General features: G+C 69.9%; 17 protein-coding genes. 4 read left to right on the forward strand and 13 right to left on the reverse strand.

The genetic code is table 11. From position 1 onward, the window contains the following. Positions 1-2: 2 nt before the first annotated feature. A complete protein-coding gene (locus tag ACFQ0P_RS11180; RefSeq protein ID WP_204978779.1) occupies positions 3-695 on the reverse strand; it encodes a response regulator transcription factor in 693 nt (230 codons plus the stop codon). Between the two features lie 68 nt (positions 696-763). Further along, entirely contained in the window at positions 764-1,315 is a 552-nt protein-coding gene (locus ACFQ0P_RS11185; RefSeq protein ID WP_204978780.1) for a TetR/AcrR family transcriptional regulator, read from the reverse strand. Positions 1,316-1,383: 68 nt separating this feature from the next. Here ACFQ0P_RS11185 and ACFQ0P_RS11190 point away from each other — a divergent pair, with 68 nt between their 5' ends. After that, entirely contained in the window at positions 1,384-2,280 is an 897-nt protein-coding gene (locus tag ACFQ0P_RS11190; protein ID WP_204978781.1) for an alpha/beta fold hydrolase, read from the forward strand. A 196-nt stretch (positions 2,281-2,476) separates the two neighbouring features. Here the strand turns inward: ACFQ0P_RS11190 and ACFQ0P_RS11195 are convergent, their stop codons facing one another. Genes ACFQ0P_RS11195 through ACFQ0P_RS11205 form a run of 3 tightly spaced genes read right to left on the reverse strand, consistent with a single transcriptional unit; the run spans position 2,477 to position 6,145 of the window. Continuing rightward, positions 2,477-4,138 (reverse strand): DNA repair helicase XPB, encoded by a 1,662-nt coding sequence (locus ACFQ0P_RS11195; protein ID WP_204978782.1) that lies wholly within the window; start codon positions 4,136-4,138, stop codon positions 2,477-2,479. 24 nt (positions 4,139-4,162) lie between these two features. Then, positions 4,163-5,878 carry a helicase-associated domain-containing protein gene (locus tag ACFQ0P_RS11200; protein ID WP_204978783.1) on the reverse strand — a complete coding sequence of 572 codons (1,716 nt, stop codon included), beginning with the start codon at positions 5,876-5,878 and terminating at the stop codon, positions 4,163-4,165. Beyond that, complete coding sequence (locus ACFQ0P_RS11205; protein WP_204978784.1) at positions 5,879-6,145, reverse strand: multidrug ABC transporter ATPase; 267 nt, start codon at positions 6,143-6,145, stop codon at positions 5,879-5,881. A gap of 130 nt (positions 6,146-6,275) precedes the next feature. Here ACFQ0P_RS11205 and ACFQ0P_RS11210 point away from each other — a divergent pair, with 130 nt between their 5' ends. Both ACFQ0P_RS11210 and ACFQ0P_RS11215 read left to right on the forward strand, forming a co-directional pair. After that, positions 6,276-6,659 carry a cold-shock protein gene (locus ACFQ0P_RS11210; RefSeq protein WP_204978785.1) on the forward strand — a complete coding sequence of 128 codons (384 nt, stop codon included), beginning with the start codon at positions 6,276-6,278 and terminating at the stop codon, positions 6,657-6,659. Then, the gene (locus ACFQ0P_RS11215; RefSeq protein WP_204978786.1) at positions 6,643-7,293 is read left to right on the forward strand and encodes a DUF3027 domain-containing protein; all 651 of its coding nucleotides are present in this window, start codon (positions 6,643-6,645) and stop codon (positions 7,291-7,293) included. Before ACFQ0P_RS11210 ends, ACFQ0P_RS11215 begins: the two co-directional genes overlap by 17 nt. Positions 7,294-7,315: 22 nt before the next feature. Here the strand turns inward: ACFQ0P_RS11215 and ACFQ0P_RS11220 are convergent, their stop codons facing one another. The 6 genes from ACFQ0P_RS11220 to ACFQ0P_RS11245 form a co-directional block, all read right to left on the reverse strand. After that, positions 7,316-9,613: an exo-beta-d-1,3/1,6-glucosidase gene (locus ACFQ0P_RS11220; RefSeq protein ID WP_378772173.1), complete on the reverse strand. Its 2,298-nt coding sequence runs from the start codon at positions 9,611-9,613 to the stop codon at positions 7,316-7,318. Beyond that, the gene (locus ACFQ0P_RS11225; RefSeq protein WP_204978787.1) at positions 9,610-10,674 is read right to left on the reverse strand and encodes an ABC transporter permease; all 1,065 of its coding nucleotides are present in this window, start codon (positions 10,672-10,674) and stop codon (positions 9,610-9,612) included. Before ACFQ0P_RS11225 ends, ACFQ0P_RS11220 begins: the two co-directional genes overlap by 4 nt. A gap of 2 nt (positions 10,675-10,676) precedes the next feature. After that, the gene (locus ACFQ0P_RS11230; RefSeq protein ID WP_204978788.1) at positions 10,677-11,756 is read right to left on the reverse strand and encodes an ABC transporter permease; all 1,080 of its coding nucleotides are present in this window, start codon (positions 11,754-11,756) and stop codon (positions 10,677-10,679) included. After that, positions 11,753-12,562 carry an ABC transporter ATP-binding protein gene (locus ACFQ0P_RS11235; protein WP_204978789.1) on the reverse strand — a complete coding sequence of 270 codons (810 nt, stop codon included), beginning with the start codon at positions 12,560-12,562 and terminating at the stop codon, positions 11,753-11,755. The genes ACFQ0P_RS11230 and ACFQ0P_RS11235 overlap by 4 nt, the downstream gene beginning before the upstream one ends. Next, on the reverse strand, positions 12,559-13,383 hold the full coding sequence (locus tag ACFQ0P_RS11240; protein ID WP_204978790.1) for an ABC transporter ATP-binding protein: 825 nt from the start codon (positions 13,381-13,383) through the stop codon (positions 12,559-12,561). The genes ACFQ0P_RS11235 and ACFQ0P_RS11240 overlap by 4 nt, the downstream gene beginning before the upstream one ends. Positions 13,384-13,459: 76 nt before the next feature. After that, a complete protein-coding gene (locus tag ACFQ0P_RS11245; RefSeq protein ID WP_204978791.1) occupies positions 13,460-15,118 on the reverse strand; it encodes an ABC transporter substrate-binding protein in 1,659 nt (552 codons plus the stop codon). Positions 15,119-15,290: 172 nt separating this feature from the next. Here ACFQ0P_RS11245 and ACFQ0P_RS11250 point away from each other — a divergent pair, with 172 nt between their 5' ends. Then, a complete protein-coding gene (locus tag ACFQ0P_RS11250; RefSeq protein ID WP_204978792.1) occupies positions 15,291-15,965 on the forward strand; it encodes a TetR/AcrR family transcriptional regulator in 675 nt (224 codons plus the stop codon). Here ACFQ0P_RS11250 and serC read toward each other — a convergent pair. Together serC and ACFQ0P_RS11260 are read right to left on the reverse strand one after the other, a co-directional pair. After that, positions 15,944-17,056 (reverse strand): phosphoserine transaminase, encoded by a 1,113-nt coding sequence (serC, locus tag ACFQ0P_RS11255; RefSeq protein WP_204978793.1) that lies wholly within the window; start codon positions 17,054-17,056, stop codon positions 15,944-15,946. The genes ACFQ0P_RS11250 and serC overlap by 22 nt on opposite strands. Positions 17,057-17,127: 71 nt before the next feature. After that, positions 17,128-17,460, reverse strand: a complete 333-nt coding sequence (locus ACFQ0P_RS11260) for a three-helix bundle dimerization domain-containing protein (RefSeq protein WP_204978794.1) — start codon at positions 17,458-17,460, stop codon at positions 17,128-17,130. Between the last annotated feature and the right edge of the window lie 87 nt (positions 17,461-17,547).

The raw sequence follows: 17,547 nt of genomic DNA on the forward strand, positions 1-17,547 counted from the left end.
GGTTACGCGGGCTTGCCCGCCTTCAGCATGTAGCCGAAGCCGCGCTTGGTCTGGATCAGCGGCTCGGACGAGTGCGGGTCGATCTTGCGGCGCAGGTACGAGATGTAGCTCTCGACGATTCCGGCGTCGCCGTTGAAGTCGTACTCCCACACGTGGTCGAGGATCTGCGCCTTGGAGAGCACCCGGTTCGGGTTGAGCATGAGATAGCGCAGCAGTTTGAACTCGGTGGGGCTGAGGTCGATCGACACCTCGCCGACCTGGACATCGTGCGTGTCCTGGTCCATCGTGAGTTCGCCCGCGCGGATCACGGACTCCTCGTCGGCCTGCATCGTGCGGCGCAGGATCGCCTGGATGCGGGCGACGATCTCGTCGAGGCTGAACGGCTTCGTGACGTAGTCGTCACCGCCCGCGTTGAGGCCCGTGATCTTGTCCTCGGTCTCGTCCTTGGCGGTCAGGAAGAGGATGGGTGCGGTGTAGCCCGCGCCGCGAAGCCGCTTCGTGACGCTGAAGCCGTTCATGTCGGGCAACATGACATCGAGGACGATCAGGTCGGGTTCCTCTTCGAGCACCGCCGAGATCGTCTGAGCGCCGTTGGACACGGCCCTCACCTGGAACCCCGCGAAGCGGAGGCTCGTGATGAGCAGGTCGCGGATGTTCGGCTCGTCGTCCACGACGAGGATGCGCGGTGCGGTCATGCCCTCATTATGTCGATGGTTGCCATGCGGTGTCTGGATATCTGTCGGAGAGGCGCCAGACGCCGGCCTCACGCCTCGAGGCATCCTCGCACTGCCACGGCGACGCTCTCGCGAACCGGGGCCTGGGGGTCGACGCTCAGGCGGTGCAGCGCGATGCCGTCGGCGAAGGCCATGAAGGCACGCGTGGCGGTCTCCGGATGCCGCGCCCCGAGCGACGTCAGAAGGTTGCGGCTCCACGTGGCCATGCCCTCGCGCTGGGCGTGCATCGGGCCGTACACGTCGGGGTCGCCTGCCGCTTCGAGGAACAGCGCGTAGCGCGCGCGAGTGCGCACGGCGTAAGGCCCGGTGAGCAGTTCGATCGCGGTGCTGAACGTCTCGACGAACCCGTCGAGGTCGTCGAAGGGCCGTGAGAGCGCCGCGCTGAGATCGCGCGTCTCCTGCTCGGCGATCCAGGCGGCGACGCCGGCGAGCAGGGCCGAGCGGGTGCGGAAGTGGTTCGAGGTCGACCCGCGGGGGAGGTGGGCCTGAGCGTCGACGCGCGCGTGGGTGAGGGCGCGGATGCCGTGCGTGCCGACGAGTTCGACCGCGGCATCCAGCGATCGTTCGCGAGTCGTCGTCACCGGGCGAGCCTAGCAGTCGTACTACGTTTGTAGTGACAGGGCACTACAAACGTAGTATCTTGGGCCCCATGGATGCCGCATCCCGCCGCTCCGCCGCGGCGACGCCGCCCGGCCCCGACCTTCCCTCGGTACCCGGGTTCGAACACCGGTTCGTGGAGAATCCGGGCCTCACGACGCACGTCGCCATGACCGGTACGGGCGAGCCGGTCGTCCTGTTGCACGGCCTTCCGCAGCACTGGTGGCAATGGCGCGTCATCGGCAAGGCCCTCGGTGAGAGGTACCGCGTCCTCTGCCCCGACCTGCGGGGCTTCGGCTGGACGCGCGCCGAATCGAGGGGGATGGGACGCCTCACCCAGATGGACGACCTCCTCGCGGTCCTGGATGCCCTGGGTGTGGACCGATTCCGCCTCGTCGCGCACGATATGGGGGCCCTCACCGCCGCGCATCTCGCCTACGCCGCACCCGAACGGGTGCGTGCGATGGCGGTGCTGTCGGTGCCTCCGCCCTTCATGCCCATCAGCATGGCCATGCTCCCCGCGATGCGGCACATCCCGCCTCTGCTGTTCCACCGCCGGGGTCGCTCGATCGCCCACGTCTTCGATCCGCCCTACGTCGTGAGGCCGCTCGATCCCCAGACGGTCGAGACCTACCTCGCACCCATGCGGCGGCCCGAGATCGATGCGGCGATCAACGAGGTCTATCGGTGGCTCGTCTTCTCCGAGATGCCGAGGATGGCGGGCGGGAGCTACCGCCGCCGGCGTCTGACGATGCCGATCCTCTACGCCTTCGGCGCGGAGGACCGCCCGCTCACCGCAGACTTCGTCCGTCGACAGTGCGGCGACACGTCGCGCTTCGCCGACCACCTCGAGATCGCCGAGGTGCCGGGGGCGGCGCACTTCATGACCGATGACGATCCCGGCGCCGTGCAGGATCTGCTGCGGGACTTCTTCGCTCGAGCCGGCTGAGCTCCGCGGTGCACGCGGCTACGCCGCATTGACCTGGCGCACGTGGGAGGTTTCGATACGGCGACTTCGTCACCTACTCAACCTTGACCCGGACCACCTCAACGCGGCTACGCCGCATTGACCTGGCGCACGTGGGAGGTTTCGATACGGCGACTTCGTCACCTACTCAACCTTGACCCGGACCACCTCAACGCGGCTACGCCGCATTGACCTGGTCCGCGTCAAGGATCGTGTAGCTGTAGCCCTGCTCGGCGAGGAACCGCTGGCGGTTCTGCGCGAAGTCCTGGTCGACGGTGTCGCGCGCGATGAGCGTGTAGAAGCTCGCGGTGTGACCGGACTCCTTCGGCCGCAGCAGGCGCCCGAGCCGCTGAGCTTCCTCCTGCCGCGAACCGAACGATCCCGACACCTGGATGGCGACGGATGCCTCGGGCAGGTCGATCGAGAAGTTGGCCACCTTCGACACCACGAGCAGCGAGATCTCACCGACGCGGAACGCCTGGTAGAGCTCCTCGCGCTCGTCGACCGGCGTCGCGCCGGTGATCTTGGGGGCGTCGAGAGCGTCGGCCAGCACGTCGATCTGGTCGAGATACTGGCCGATGACCAGGATGCGCTCGCCGCGGTGACGTTCGACGAGCCGGCGGACCACGCCGATCTTCGCGGCCGCCGTGGCGGCGAGGCGATAGCGCTCGTCGTCGGCGGCCGCGGCGTACTCGAGCCGGTCGCCCGCGGGAAGATCCACACGCACCTCGTAGCAGACGGCGGGGGAGATGAAGCCCTGCGCCTCGATCTCCTTCCACGGCGCGTCGAACCGCTTCGGCCCGATGAGGCTGAAGACATCGCCCTCGCGGCCGTCCTCGCGCACCAGTGTCGCGGTGAGGCCGAGCCGGCGCCGAGCCTGCAGGTCCGCGGTGAGCTTGAACACGGGCGCAGGAAGCAAGTGCACCTCGTCGTACACGATGAGGCCCCAGTCGAGCGCGTCGAGGAGCGCCAGGTGCGCGTACTGCCCCTTCCGCTTGGCGGTGAGGATCTGGTAGGTCGCGATCGTGACCGGCTTGATCTCTTTGGACTGCCCCGAGTACTCGCCGATCTCCTCGGCGGTCAGCGAAGTGCGCTTGAGCAGCTCGTCTCGCCACTGCCGCGCGCTGACGGTGTTGGTGACCAGGATGAGCGTCGTGGTCTTGGTGGCCGCCATCGCGCCCGCGCCGACGAGCGTCTTGCCCGCGCCGCACGGGAGGACTACGACCCCGGATCCGCCGTCGCTGAAGATGTCGACGGCCTCCCGCTGATACGGCCGCAGGTGCCAGCCGTTCTCGGCGAGGTCGATCGGGTGCGGCGTCCCCGGCGTGTAGCCCGCCAGGTCCTCGGCGGGCCAGCCGATCTTGAGGAGCTCCTGCTTGATGTGCCCTCGTGCCCAGGCGTCCACGACGAAGGAGTCGGGGGACGGGCGGCCGATCAGCAGCGGCTGGATGCGCTTGTTCTTGGAGACCTCGGCCAGGACCGCGGCATCCGTCGACCTCAGCACCAGGTCGCCGCCGGACCCGTCCTCGGCGACGGGCGTGCGCTCGATCACCAGCCGGCCGTAGCGGCCGACCGTCTCGGCGATGTCGATGGAGACCGACGGCGGCACGGGGAAGCGGGACCACCGCTCGAGCGTCGCGAGCATGTCGGCGGCGTCGTGACCCGCGGCGCGGGCGTTCCACAGCCCCAGGCGCGTGATGCGGTACGTGTGGATGTGCTCGGGCGCACGCTCGAGTTCGGCGAAGATCGCCAGCTCGTGGCGAGCGCTCTCCGCGTCCGGATGCGCTACCTCGAGCAGCACGGTGCGGTCGCTCTGGACGATAAGGGGGCCGTCAGCCATAACGGACCAGTTTACCGGGGCGACTCAGGTCGGGCGCACGCTGATGATGCTGGACACCGGGAGCGTGCGCTCGATGTCGGCCGCGCGATCGCGGCCGCGGAGTCGTCCGCCGCCGAGTCCCGAGGCCTCGAGCGTGAAGGCGCGCTCCGAGCCGTCCGGCATCCGCACGGCGACCACGATCTCACTGCGTCCGCGCACGGCTTGCTCGAGCTCGCGCTCCAGCCAGCCCGTCTCGCCGTCGGTGCCGTGACCGCCGCGCAGTACCTCGATGAGCCGTTCGTACGTCCGTGACGGCGAGGCGGGCGCCGGCGGCGCCCCGGCCGCCGCGCGTCGGCGCACGAGTTCCGGCGCCCCCCGGGGGTCGACGGCGACCACCGGATAGCGGGCATCGGCAAGCGTCCAGTACACCGCGTCGCGGTCCGCCCGGGACACGAGCGCGTCGCCGTCGGGGAGCAGTCCGAGGGAGCGGAGCGCCTGGTCCACGGCGATGGTGTCGCGGAGCGCGGGGTCGCCGGTCGAGACGCGCGTGCGGCCCGAGGCCGTCTCCGTCCCGACGCGGACGAGTCCGTGGCGCGAGGCGGTGCTCTCGATCAGGTAGGCCAGGGGCTGCGGGATGCCGGTGAGCGACAGCTCCGTCAGGAATGCCGTGATGGACTCGGCCGTCTCGCCTTCGGTCATGCCGGCCCCGAGCGACTCGGCGGTGAACCGATACGTGGAGGCCTGCGCGCGCGACTCGCGCTGCGCGATGCCGCGCAGCCGGAGGTCGAGCGCGGGCGAGAGGGGGCCGGGCGCGATCGCGGTGAGGTCGGCCTGGAGGTACACGCGGTCGATCTCGGCGGGCAGATGCGCGGCCATGCCGGACGGATCCGCCGGAAGCCCCTCGCGCAGCGCGGCGGTCCAGGCGAACTCCGTGCCGGGCTGGGCGAGAAGCCCCCACTGCGTGCCGACGCGGCGGATGCGCGCGAGCCGGTCGGGCCAGTGCGGATCGAGAGGGTAGGCGTCGTCCCACCCCGCCGGGTCTGTCGCACCGCCGCCCGGCGTGCGCAGCCCGCGCGGCAGAGCGTCCCGGAACCCCTCGGCGACGCGCGTCCAGCGCTCCGTCGTGGGCGCGGTCAGCCACCGCTCTCCGGCATCGGTGACCAGCCACGCGCGCTCCGCGGCGACGGCCAGGCCCGCCGCGCCGGCGGCCGCGAGGAGATCCTCGAGGTCGTCGGTTTCGCCGATCGCGCCCGCTTCGGCCAGGCGCTTCCTGTCGGCTGCGGACACCGTCCCCGCTCCGGTGCGGGCGATCGGCGCGTGCAGGGCCGCCATCAGCACATCGGCGAGGGATCCGGCCGCGGTGAAAGCCCGCTCCGCGGCGGCTGCCGCCGTGCGCTCGTCGGCGGGCGCGGGGCTGGGCAGCGGGCCAGCGGGGGAGAAGGCGGCGGGGTGCGCGGCGACGAGCTCCGCGACGCGCTCGGCGACGGCGTCGTAGGGGCGGCCGTCGCCGGTGGTGAGCGCCAGCGTGACGAGCCCCGCGTCCGGCGCGGGCGGGTCGGCGGCGAGAGCGGCGAGCGCGGGGCGTGCGAGAACAGTGAGCGCGCGGTCGACGGATGCCGCATCCAGAAGAGCCTCCGCGGCGTCGAAGAAGTCGTGCCACGCCGCCGACGGCGGGACGGCTCGCGCGGCGAGCGTGGCGGCCAGGCCGTCATCGTCACGACCGGCGAGCCAGGTCGCGAGCGCACGCTCGTCGGAGACCACTCAGCCGCCTCGGTTCGCCCGAGACCTCCGCACGAAGCTCATGATCAGCACGGCGAGCATCAGCGCGAAGGCGACGATCGGCGCGATGTAGACCAGCACGCCGACGAGGGGCCAGATGCCGGATGCCATGTCGGCCCCCGATGCCGAGGCGATCATGATCGCGAAGAAGCTGACGATCGACAGCACGAGCAGGCCCAGGGACATGAATGCCAGGAGGCGATCGATCCGCCGGACGGGGACATCCTCACCGGGAGTGTTCGTGCTCATCCGCTTCAGCCTAGCGGCAGGGACCCGCGGGCGGTGGACCGGGACAGTCGTGGCGTAGGCTGGTGAAGGGGTCGAACGGCCCTGTTCCGTCATGCCCGCCGTCACGCGGCACGTACAAGCGAGGTCTCCGATGCCCACCGGCAAGGTCAGGTTCTACGACGAGGAGAAGGGGTTCGGCTTCATCACCACCGATGACGGCCAGGACGTCTTCCTGCACGCCACAGCCCTGCCCGCGGGCACGCCCGCCCTCAAGGCGGGCACCCGTCTGGAGTTCGGCGTGGCAGACGGCAAGCGCGGGCTTCAGGCTCTCTCGGTGCGCGTGCTCGAGGCGCCGGTGAGCCTCGCCAAGCGCTCCCGCAAGCCCGCGGACGACATGGCGATCATCATCGAGGACCTCGTGAAGCTGCTGGACGGCATCGGCGGCGACCTTCGGCGCGGTCGGTACCCTTCGGGCTCGCACGGCAAGAAGGTCGCGGCGGTCCTGCGCAAGGTGGCCGATGAACTCGACGCCTGATCCGGTCGACGCGCCCGCGGAGGCGGCAGTGACCGAGGAGACGGATGCCGCGGAGGCGCCCGTCGAAGGGGGGACCGCCGACCCTGACCCCGCTCTGCTCGAGGCGCACGACCTCGCACTCGCCGCGCTGCGGGAGATCACGCCCGCCGCAACGGTGGGCGATGCTGCCGGCTACCGGGTCGAGGCCGACGGTGTCGTCTCGCTGCGATTCGGGAACCGGCTCTCCGGTTACCCCGGGTGGTTCTGGACGGTCAGCCTCGCCCGGGTCGAGGGCGCCGCCCCGACGGTGCTCGAAGTCGAATTGCTCCCGGGCGACGACGCGCTGCTGGCGCCCGAGTGGGTGCCGTGGGCGGTGCGGCTCGCCGAGTATCAGGCGGCTCAGGTCGCCCTCGCCGAGACCCCACACGCGTCGGATGACGACGAAGAGGACGCCGAGGACCTGGACGATGTCGACGACCTCGACGCGGCCGACTTCGATGACGACGGCTCCCCGATCCTCCACGCGGGCGACGTCGACGGCGTCGACATCGACGAACTCGATGAAGAAGCCGAGGACGAGGACGACGACGAGTCCGACGACGAGATGGACGAGGACGACGACGAATCGGACGAGGACGACGACGCGGAGGACTGACCGCCCGCGCCGCCGCTGCGCGTCACGTGGTGAGTGCGACGGCGTCCGCGAGCTCCGCCGGAAGTCGGGCTTCCGCCGCTGACACGGTGAAGCGCGCGACGAGCAGAGCCTCGTCGCGCGAGGACGCACCCACGAGCAGTTCGAACTCCCCGGGTTCGACGATCCGGTTGCCGGCGGCATCCACGATCGTGCACTCGGCGACGGGGACCGCGAGCTCCACCGTCACCTCGGCGCCCGGCTCGATCTCGACCGCGACGAACGCCTTCAGCTCCTTGTCCGCCCAGCTGACCGACGTGACGCAGTCGCGGACGTAGGCCTGGACGACCTCACGCGCAGGTCGGCTGCCGGTGTTGCGAAGCGTGACCCTCGCCCGCACGACGTCGGTCTCGCCCACGTCGCCGTCGGCGAGACGAAGGCGCGAGTACTCGATCGTGGTGTACGACAGCCCCTCGCCGAACGCGTGAGCAGGGCTCTGCGTCAGGTCGGCGTAGCGCGTTCCGTGCTGTCCGCGCACCTGGTTGTAGTACGTCGGCTGCTGTCCGACGTGCCGAGCGAACGAGATCGGGAGGCGGCCCGACGGTTCGATCTCGCCCAGCAGCAGCTCGGCGATCGCACGGCCGCCGTGCATGCCGGGATTCGCCGCCCACACCAGGGCCGCAGCATCCGTCACCGCCGGTGGCAGCACCAGAGGCTTGGAGGCGAGCAGCACCACGATCAGCGGGGTGCCCGTCGCCGCGAGGGCCTCGAGCAGCGCCTGCTGTCCGCCGAGCAGCTCCAGCGTCGCGGTCGAGCGCCCCTCGCCGACCAGCTCCACACGGTCCCCGACGACGGCGACGACGTAGTCCGCCGCCTCCGCCACGGCCACCGCCTCGGCGATGAGAGCAGGGTCGGGCTCGGCGGGCACGACGATCTGCGGCCGCGGCTGGCCGTCGGGGAAGACCTCGCCCTCGGGATCCTGCTCGAGGGTGAGGATGTCGGCGCCCCGCGCGAACTCCACCTCCCAGGTCGCCGGTACGCGCGCACGCAGACCGTCGAGCACGGTCGTGATGAGCTCGCGGGGCTGTCCCTCGGGAAGCCAGTCGACCTGTCCGGACGAGCCCGCCCAGTCGCCGAGCTGCGTCTGGGCGTCGTCGGCGAGCGGTCCCACCACGGCCACTCGCCGCGGCACCGCGGTGTCGAAGGGGAGGATCCCGTCGTTGCGGAGGAGCACGAGCGAGCGGCGCGCGGTCTCGAGGTTGAGGTCGGTGTGTCCCGGACTGCCGATGACGCGTGCGATGCGCTCGGCATCGGGCAGGCGGGGGTTCTCGAAAAGCCCGAACTCGAACTTGAGCTTCAGGATCCGCGAGACTGCCCGGTCCAGGTCGCCCTCGTTCATGAGCCCCCGCTCGATCGCGAGGAGCGCGCCGCGGAAGAAGCCCGGCGTCGTCATGACCATGTCGTTCCCGGCCTTCACCGCCGCCGCGGCGGCATGGGCGTAGTCGGGCTGGACCTTCTGCTCCCACACCATGCGGCCGACGTTGTCCCAGTCGGTGATGAGCGTCCCGGTGTAGCCCCACTCTCCGCGCAGCACGTCGTTGAGCAGCCAGTCGTTGACGGTGATCGGCACGCCGTCGGTCGTCTGGTATCCGAGCATGAAGGTGCGGCAGCCCTCACGGGCGACACGCTCGAACGGCGGCAGGAACCACGAGCGGAGCTTGCGCCGCGAGATGTCGGCCTCGCTCGCGTCACGGCCTCCCTGGGTCTCGGAGTACCCGGCGAAGTGCTTCGCGGTCGCGAGGATCGCGTCGGGATCGTCGAGTCCGCCGCCCTGGTAGCCGCGCACCATGGCCGAGGCGAGCTCGCCGATGAGATACGGATCCTCGCCGAACGTCTCGTCGATCCGCCCCCAGCGCAGGTCGCGGGCGATGCAGAGGACGGGCGAGAACGTCCAGTGGATGCCGGTCGCCGAGACCTCCGCCGCGGTCGCCCGCGCGACCCGCTCGATGAGCGCGGCATCCCACGTCGCGGCCATGCCCAGTTGGGTGGGGAAGACCGTGCCGCCCTCCCAGAAGGCGTGCCCGTGGATGCAGTCCTCGCCGACGAGCAGCGGAATCTGCAGGCGCGTCTGGAGCGTCAGATCGCGGGCGCGGAGCACTCGCGCAGGGGACGCGTGCAGGATCGACCCGGCGTGCATGCGCAGGATGTGGTCGTCGAGGTCCTCACGCGCGTCGAGCTGAAGCATCTGCCCGACCTTCTCCTCGAGCGTCATCCGGCCGAGCAGATCGGCGATCCTGTCGTCGACGGGGCGGGACGGGTCGAGGTAGGGGACGGCGTCGGTCACGGATTCTCCTGTCGGGATGTCGCGGCCTCCGTGCGGACGGCCGTGACGGTGTCGTTGACGTTCATGCCCTTCTTCTTGAGGGCGCGAGCACGCTCGCCGGCGGATCGCAGGCGGGGGTTGACGTACTCGTCGATGCCGAAGTTGATCAGCGAGAGTGCGACGCCGATGGCGGCGATGCACAGGCCGGGTGGCAGGAACCACCACCACTGCCCCTGCCGGAACGCGCCCTGCGCGCCGGCCCAGTTGAGGATGGTGCCCCAGTTGTAGGTCGTGACCGGGATGATTCCGATGTACGACAGCGTCGTCAGCCCGATGATCGCCGCGGTGACCGTGCCGACGAAGCTCGCGGCGATCAGCGCCATGAGGTTCGGGAGCATCTCGACGGCGATGATGCGGCGCAGCGGCTCGCCGTTCGCCTTCGCGGCGAGCACGAAGTCGCGGCTGCGCAGCGACATCGTCTGCGCGCGGAGCACGCGCGCGCCCCACGCCCACCCGATCAGACCGAGGACCGCGGCGATCAGGATCAGCGGCGGGTCCTCGAACATCGCCGCCACGATGATGATGAGCGGGATGCCCGGGATGACGAGGAACACGTTCGTGAGCGCGGACAGGCCCTCGCTGCGCCAGCCGCGCAGGTAGCCCGACAGCACGCCGATGACGACGGCGAGGATCGTCGCGATGATGGCGGCCAGGAACCCCACCACGATGACACCCCGGGTGCCGTGTATGACCTGGCTCAGCACGTCCTCGCCGATGTGCGTCGTGCCCAGCCAGTGCGCGGCGGAGGGCGGCTGGAACCGGGACGTGTTGTCGACCTTCGTGGGGGAGTAGGGCGCCAGGACGTCCGCGAAGATCGCCACGAGGACGAAGAATCCGAGGATGGACAGGCCGGTGATCGACTTGCCGTTTCGGAACATCGCGAACGCCGAGCCGAGCTGAGACGAGAAGGTCGGTCTCCGCGTGAGCCGGCTCCTCCCGGCGGGGGCGGGGCGGCGGACGGTGGCGGTGGCGGGAGTGCCCGCCGCGCGCCGCGTGGTGGTGTCCGGGGTGATCGTGTTCATGGTCAGGACTCCATCTGGCGCGTGCGCGGGTCGAGGAATGCGTAGGCGACGTCGGCGAGGAGATTGGCGAGGAGGACCGAGATGGTCAGCACGAGGAACACGCCCTGCATGAGCGCGTAGTCCTTGGCGTTCGTGGCATCCAGCAGGAGCTTGCCGACGCCCGGATAGCTGAAGACGACCTCCATCACGATGGTGCCCCCGACGATGAAGCCGAGGGCGAGCGCGAAGCTCTGGATCTGCGGGAGCACGGCGTTGCGGGCGGCATAGCGCCACAGCACGCGGCTGTTCGGCATGCCCTTGGCCTGGGCGACCATCACGTAGTCCTCGTCGAGGACCGTGAGCATCATGTTGCGCATCCCGAGCATCCAGCCGCCGAGCGATGCGATGATGATCGTCGCGGCGGGCAGGAACCCGTGGTGGACGACCTCGCCGACGAACTCCCACGACCACTCCGGCGTCACCCCCACGCCGTAGGCCTTGCCGATCGGGAACCATCCGAGCATCACCGAGAACACTGCGATGGCCACGAGACCCAGCCAGAAGTACGGGATCGTGCTCAGGAAGGTGGTGATCGGGATGAGCGCGTCCAGGCGGCTGCCCCGGCGCCATCCGACGATCGCGCCGCCGACGGTTCCGATCGTGAACGCGATGAGCGTCGCGAAGCCGACGAGGCCGACCGTCCAGATGAGCGACTGGCCGACCACCTCGGTCACCGGGCGCATGCCGTGCAGCAGCGAGATCCCGAGGTCGCCCCGCAGCAGCAGGCCCCAGTAGTCCAGATACTGCTGCCACAGCGACGTGTCGGTGTCGAGGCCGAGCAGTGCGCGCAGCGCCTCGGCGGCCTCGGGGGTGACATTGCGGTTGCGGGCGAGGTAGGCCGTGACCGCGTCGCCCTTCATCAGCCGCGGGAGGAAGAAGTTGATCGTGATCGCAGCCCACAGCGTGAACAGGTAGAACAGAGCGCGGTTGCCGAGGAATCGCCACGGGATGCGGGCGCGTCCCCTGACGGCTCCCGTGGCGGTCGTCCCCGCCTCGATCGCGTCGAAATCGGTTGGCGGGAGCTGCGGCGTCACGGCGCTCACCTGTCACCTCCGAGGATGCCTGTCGCGTGCGCGAAGTGGGAGTCGGGATCGGGGGATGCCGCGCGCAGCTCCTGCGTGTAGGGGTTCTGAGGGCGCAGGATCACGTCGTCGGCCGGTCCGCGCTCGACGACGCGACCCTGATTGAGCACGAGGATCTCGTCGCTGAAGTGCCGCGCGGTGGCGAGGTCGTGCGTGATGTAGAGCACCCCAAGACCTTCCTCGCGCTGGAGGTCGGCGAGCAGGTTGAGCACCCCCAGGCGGATCGACACGTCGAGCATCGACACGGGCTCGTCGGCGACGAGGAGTCGGGGACGCGAAGCCAGGGCGCGGGCGATCGCGACCCGCTGGCGCTGGCCGCCGGACAGCTCGTGCGGACGGCGGTCGATGACCGAGTCGGGGTCGAGCCTGACGCGACTGAGGAGGCGCCGCACCTCGTCGTCGAGCTGATCCTTGGCGACCACGTCGTCCAGCTGCAGCGGGCGCTGTATCGCGTAGCGGATCGAGTGGTAGGGGTTGAGCGAGGCGAAGGGGTCCTGGAACACCATGCGCAACTGTTGCCGGTACGCGCGCAGACCCTTTCCGCGACGGGGGATCGGCGCGCCGTCGAGACGCACCTCACCGCTCGTCGGCGTCTCGAGCTGGGTGAGGATCTTCGCGATCGTCGACTTGCCGCTGCCCGACTGGCCCACGAGGCCGATCGTCCGGCCGGACCGGAGCGTGAAGCTCACGTCGTCGAGGGCTTTGATCTCGCCCGCTCCGCGTACGGAGTAGGCCTTGGTGACGGAGTCGAATTCGAGGACGGTCATCGGTGGACCACCCCCTTCTCGCCGGTCAGTCGGGGGAAGGAGGCGAGCAGCGTCCGGGTGTACTCGGTCCGAGGGTCCGTCCAGATGCGCTCGGCGGTATCGAGCTCGATGATCTCGCCGTCGCGCATGATCGCGATGCGGTCGCTGATCTCGAGGAGCAACGGGAGATCGTGGGTGATGAAGATCACCGAGAAGCCGAACTCGTGTCGCAGGTGCGAGATCTGCCGCAGGATCTCGCGCTGCACGAGCACGTCGAGCGCGGTCGTGGGCTCGTCCATCACCATGAGCTGCGGCCGCAGCGCGAGCGCCATCGCGATCATGACCCGCTGGCGCATCCCGCCGGACAGCTCGTGCGGATAGGAGCGGTAGCGCTGGGCGCCGACCTTGACGATCTCGAGGAGTTCGGCGGCGGCGGCGCGCCGCTCTCGGCGCGTCAGCTGCGGGCGGTGCACCTCGAACACGTCCTCGAGCTGCGCGCCGACGGTCGCCACGGGGTTGAGGGAGTTCATCGCTCCCTGGAAGACCATCGAGATCTTGTCCCAGCGGAAACGGCGCATCTCCTCCGGCTCGAGGCCGTTGACGTCGATGTCCTCGCCCGTGGCGTCGTGGAAGACCACCGAGCCGCTCGTGATCACGGCGGGTGGCCGCAGCAGCCGCTGGACGCCGTAGGCGAGGGTGGTCTTCCCGCATCCGCTCTCGCCGGCGAGGCCGAGGATCTCGCCGCGCTCGAGCTCGAGGGTGACGTTCTTCACCGCGCGCACGGGCGGATCGACGTCGTAGACGATGGAGAAGTCGTGGACGGACAGCAGCGGGTCGGTCATCGGCGCTGGTTCGCTTTCGTGAGGGTGGACGAGCAGGCGGGGCGGATGCCGCCGCATCCGCCCCGCCTGCGGGTCGTCATCCGGCGGGCTGCAGCTGGGTCAGGATCTGCACGATCGCGGGCTGCGTCGGGTCGGCGGAGGCGTACTGGTCCTCCTCCGACGGCCACCCGACGTAGTTGCGCGTGTTGAACTCACCCAGGAGGGGATGGGCTCCGAGCGGGATCGCCGGGACGTTCTCGACGAATGCCGTCTGGATCACGGCCAGGGCCTCGTCACGCTCGGCCTCGGACGCGGCGTTGGCATACGTGTTGAGCGCCTCGGTCACGGCCGGGTCGTCGAAGCGGCCGAAGTTGAACGCGGCCTTGCCGTCGACGATCCACTTCGGGTCCATCGTGGACGTGTACAGGCCGTAGGCGTTGCCGGTGTCCTCGAGCCAGTGGATGATCGCCTGGAAGGTGCCTTCCTGACGCGCGGCATCCCACCCGCCCCAGTCTGGCTGGTCGACCTTGACCTCGATGCCGAGGCCCTCCTTGAGCTCTTCGGCGAGGAGTGCCTGCTCGGTGTTCCAGTCGCTCCATCCGGCGGGCACCGAGATCGAGAACGCGACGGGCTCGCCGTCGGGGTCGATCAGGCTCTCGCCCTCCCACGTGTAGCCCGCGTCCGTCAGGACCTCACGCGCCTTGTCGACGTCGACGGAGTACTCCTGCCCCTGATACTCGGGGATGATCTCGTCCTCGAGCAGCGCGCCGAGGCCCGTCACGCTCCAGATGGCCTCGCTCGCCCCCTCGCGGGCGATGTCGACGTAGGCCTGGCGGTCGATCGCCCACGCGAGCGCCTGCCGCAGCGCCGGGTCGTTGAACGGCTTGGTCTGCAGGTTCATGAACAGCGTGCCGGCCCCCGCGGTCGGCGAGGCGAGGAACTTGTTGTGCTCGGGGTCGGCCGACAGGTAGCTGTCCTCGATCTGCGGGATGAACGCCTGCGCCCAATCGGCCTCGCCCGTCGCGAGGGCGGTGGTCAGCGCCGCGTTGTCGCCGTAGGAGACGTAGTGCAGCTCGGGCACGGCGAGGTCGCCGCCCCAATAGTCGGGGTTCGCGGCGAGGGTGACCGACTCGGTGGTCCAGGAGTCGAGCACGTAGGGGCCGGTGCCGACGACCTGTCCTTCACCCGTGAGCGGGTCGGTGTTGGGGTCGGCGATGTCGGACCAGATGTGCTCGGGAACGATCTGGAAGTGCAGCACCCGCGCCTGCTGGGTGTACTTGGAGCTGTTGAAGTCGATCGTGACGGTGTCGCCGTCGACAGTGACGGCCTTCAGATCGAGGGCGTTGGTGTCGTTGAGCTTGCCGTCGAGCACCTGGGTGAACGAGAACGCGATGTCGTCGGCGGTGAACTCCTCGCCGTCGCTCCAGTTCACGCCGCTGCGCGCCGTGACCGTGAGCTGCGTGTAGTCGTCGTTCCATTCGACCGACTCGGCCAGCCACGGCGTCGTGCCGAGGTCTCCGGTCGGGTTGACCAGCGCGAGGGACTCGAAGATGACCTTTCCGTAGCCGTACTTCGACGCCGACGAGTCGCCCAGGTAGGGGTTGTTCGACTCCGTCGTGATGGCGCCGTCGGGCTTGGCGATGGTCAGGGCGGCGCCCGGCTCGGCGTCGCCGGAGTCCGTGCCGCCGGCTGCGCAGCCGCTCAGCACGATCGCCGCGGCGATGCCGACGGCGACGAGGGAGGACCTAAGCCTCATTGCTTCTCCTTCGTGAGTGACGTCGGCGTTTCCACGGGAGACCACGACGTCGTGGGGTGATTGCCGAATCAACTTACAAGCAAGTAAGTAAGTAATGCAAGCGGGTCAGCCACCGGCAGCGCGCACGCGTGCGTAGACTCTTGATCCGCCGGGAGATGAGAGGGCGGACGCCGTGACCGAACAGCGCAGACAGCCGCGTTCGCGACCCGAGACGCTCGCGCGTCGGCGCGACATCCTCGACGCCGCGACGGAGATCTTCGGCGCCAAGGGCTTCACGGGCGGAACGCTCCAAGAGATCGCCGATCAGGTCGGCATGACCCACGCGGGCATCCTCCATCACTTCGGGTCGAAGGACGCGCTCCTCCTCGAGGTCCTCGCGCACCGCGACCAGACGGACGTCGCCGACCTCGCCGAACAGCACATCCCGGACGGGATGGACCTCTTCCGCCACCTCGTGCGCACCGCCTTCGCCAATGCCCAGCGGCCGGGCATCGTGCAGGCGTACGCCGTGCTCTCGGCGGAGTCCGTGACCAGCGACCACCCCGGTCGGGCGTTCTTCCAGAAGCGGTACGAGACGCTGCGCGGCGAGGTCGCCCACGCTTTCGCCGTCGTGTGCGCCGAGCGCGGCATCACTGAGCCCGACACCGTCGCCGACGCGGCCACCGCCATCCTCGCCGTCATGGACGGCCTGCAGGTGCAGTGGCTGCTCGATCCGACCGCACTCGACCTCGGCCGTGCGTCGCAGTTCGCGATCGAGGCGATCGTCGCGTCGGTGCTCGAACCGGTGCCGTCGCCGCTGGCCGGATCAGCGGTGATCTCCGCGGATCAGAGTCGCTCGACGGTGTAGTCGATCGACCGGATCAGCTGCCGGACATCCTCCGGGTCGATCGAGACGAACGTGGCGACGCGCAGCTGGTTCCGCCCGAGCTTGCGGTATGGCTCGGTGTCGACGATGCCGTTCGCGCGGAGGCTCTTGGCCACCGCCGCGGCATCCACGCCCTCGTCGAAGTCGATGGTGACGACGACGGGGGAGCGGTCGGCGGGGTCGGCCACGAAGGGCGTCGCGAAGGACGACGCCTCCGCCCACGCGTAGAGCGCGCTCGAAGACTCGCGCGTGCGGGCATCCGCCCACTGCAGGCCGCCGTGGTCGCGGATCCAGTCCACCTGCCTGTCGAGCAGGTAGAGCGTCGTCAGCGCGGGAGTGTTGAGGGTCTGATTGAGGCGCGCGTTGTCGAGAGCATTCTTCAGGCTGAGGAACTCGGGGATGTACCGACCGGATGCCGCGATCCGCTCGATCCGCTCGATCGCCGCGGGGGAGACCGCCGCGAACCAGAGACCGCCGTCCGAACCGAGGTTCTTCTGGGGGGCGAAGTAGTAGACGTCGGCGTCGTGCACGGAGAAGTCGATGCCTCCGGCGGCGCTCGTCGCGTCGATGACGGTGAGGGCGCCCGCGTCGGCGTGGACCCGCTCAACCGGCGCGGCGACGCCCGTGGACGTCTCGTTGTGGGGCCACGCGTACACGTCGACCCCCTCGACAGGCTCGGCGACCGTGCGTGTGCCGGCGGCGACCTCCCGCACGTCGGGCGCCTCGAGCCATGGAGCCCGGGCGGCGGCGGCGAACTTGCCCCCGAACTCGCCGAAGACGAGGTTCTGGCTGCGCCGTTCGATCAGACCGAAGGCCGCGGCATCCCAGAAGGCGGTGGAGCCGCCGTTGCCGAGGATGATCTCGTAGCCGGCGGGGAGACGGAACAGCTCGGCGAGCCCGGCGCGCACCTGTCCGACGAGATCCTTCACGGGGGCCTGACGGTGGGAGGTCCCGAGCAGGGCTGCGCCGGGGCCGGCGAGCGCGGCCAGGTGCTCGGCGCGGATCTTGGAGGGCCCGCAGCCGAAGCGTCCGTCGGCGGGCAGGATCTCGCGGGGCAGCGTGACGTGGGGCATGGCTCGATTCTAGAGTCGGCGCTCTCCGCGGCCCGGCCGCGTGACGGGGCGTGACGACCCGCTCGGCGCGGTCAGTTGTCGAGATCGCCGAGCAGCAGCCCGGTGTGCTCGCGGCTCCGCTCGACCTCGGAAGGATCGGGCCGGTTGTCGTCGCCCTGCGGCGCCGAGATCGCCGCTGCGGCGGTCGCTTCGCTGATCGGTGCGGGCACGGCTTCCTTCCGGAGGATGTCGTGGGTCTCGTGCTCGACGAGCACGGGGATGAAGTCAGTGACCCGCGCGCCCTCGAACGACTGGAGCTGCTCGTCGACGATCGCGGTGATTCGCTCGACGGGGACGGTGGGGAAGCGCTCGGACAAGCGCTGGATGACGGCGTCGATCGGGTTGTGCGCGGCGTTGTCGCTCATGTGTGAATCATGCGGTCACGAGCCGCGGCGCACAAGGGGAGCGGGGCCGTCGTGTCCGGGGGATTGGATAGGCTTGCCTGGCCCCTT

The sequence above is a fragment of the Microbacterium insulae genome (assembly GCF_042677065.1).
GTDB lineage: Bacteria > Actinomycetota > Actinomycetes > Actinomycetales > Microbacteriaceae > Microbacterium > Microbacterium insulae.

What these genes read in the sequence shown, in the direction of transcription:
- ACFQ0P_RS11180 (WP_204978779.1), bottom strand. Translation starts at nt 695, where the DNA reads ATGACCGCACCGCGCATCCTCGTCGTGGACGACGAGCCGAACATCCGC.
- ACFQ0P_RS11190 (WP_204978781.1), top strand. Translation starts at nt 1,384, where the DNA reads ATGGATGCCGCATCCCGCCGCTCCGCCGCGGCGACGCCGCCCGGCCCC.
- ACFQ0P_RS11195 (WP_204978782.1), bottom strand. Translation starts at nt 4,138, where the DNA reads ATGGCTGACGGCCCCCTTATCGTCCAGAGCGACCGCACCGTGCTGCTC.
- ACFQ0P_RS11205 (WP_204978784.1), bottom strand. Translation starts at nt 6,145, where the DNA reads ATGAGCACGAACACTCCCGGTGAGGATGTCCCCGTCCGGCGGATCGAT.
- ACFQ0P_RS11210 (WP_204978785.1), top strand. Translation starts at nt 6,276, where the DNA reads ATGCCCACCGGCAAGGTCAGGTTCTACGACGAGGAGAAGGGGTTCGGC.
- ACFQ0P_RS11215 (WP_204978786.1), top strand. Translation starts at nt 6,643, where the DNA reads ATGAACTCGACGCCTGATCCGGTCGACGCGCCCGCGGAGGCGGCAGTG.
- ACFQ0P_RS11225 (WP_204978787.1), bottom strand. Translation starts at nt 10,674, where the DNA reads ATGAACACGATCACCCCGGACACCACCACGCGGCGCGCGGCGGGCACT.
- ACFQ0P_RS11235 (WP_204978789.1), bottom strand. Translation starts at nt 12,562, where the DNA reads ATGACCGTCCTCGAATTCGACTCCGTCACCAAGGCCTACTCCGTACGC.
- ACFQ0P_RS11240 (WP_204978790.1), bottom strand. Translation starts at nt 13,383, where the DNA reads ATGACCGACCCGCTGCTGTCCGTCCACGACTTCTCCATCGTCTACGAC.
- ACFQ0P_RS11245 (WP_204978791.1), bottom strand. Translation starts at nt 15,118, where the DNA reads ATGAGGCTTAGGTCCTCCCTCGTCGCCGTCGGCATCGCCGCGGCGATC.
- serC (WP_204978793.1), bottom strand. Translation starts at nt 17,056, where the DNA reads ATGCCCCACGTCACGCTGCCCCGCGAGATCCTGCCCGCCGACGGACGC.
- ACFQ0P_RS11260 (WP_204978794.1), bottom strand. Translation starts at nt 17,460, where the DNA reads ATGAGCGACAACGCCGCGCACAACCCGATCGACGCCGTCATCCAGCGC.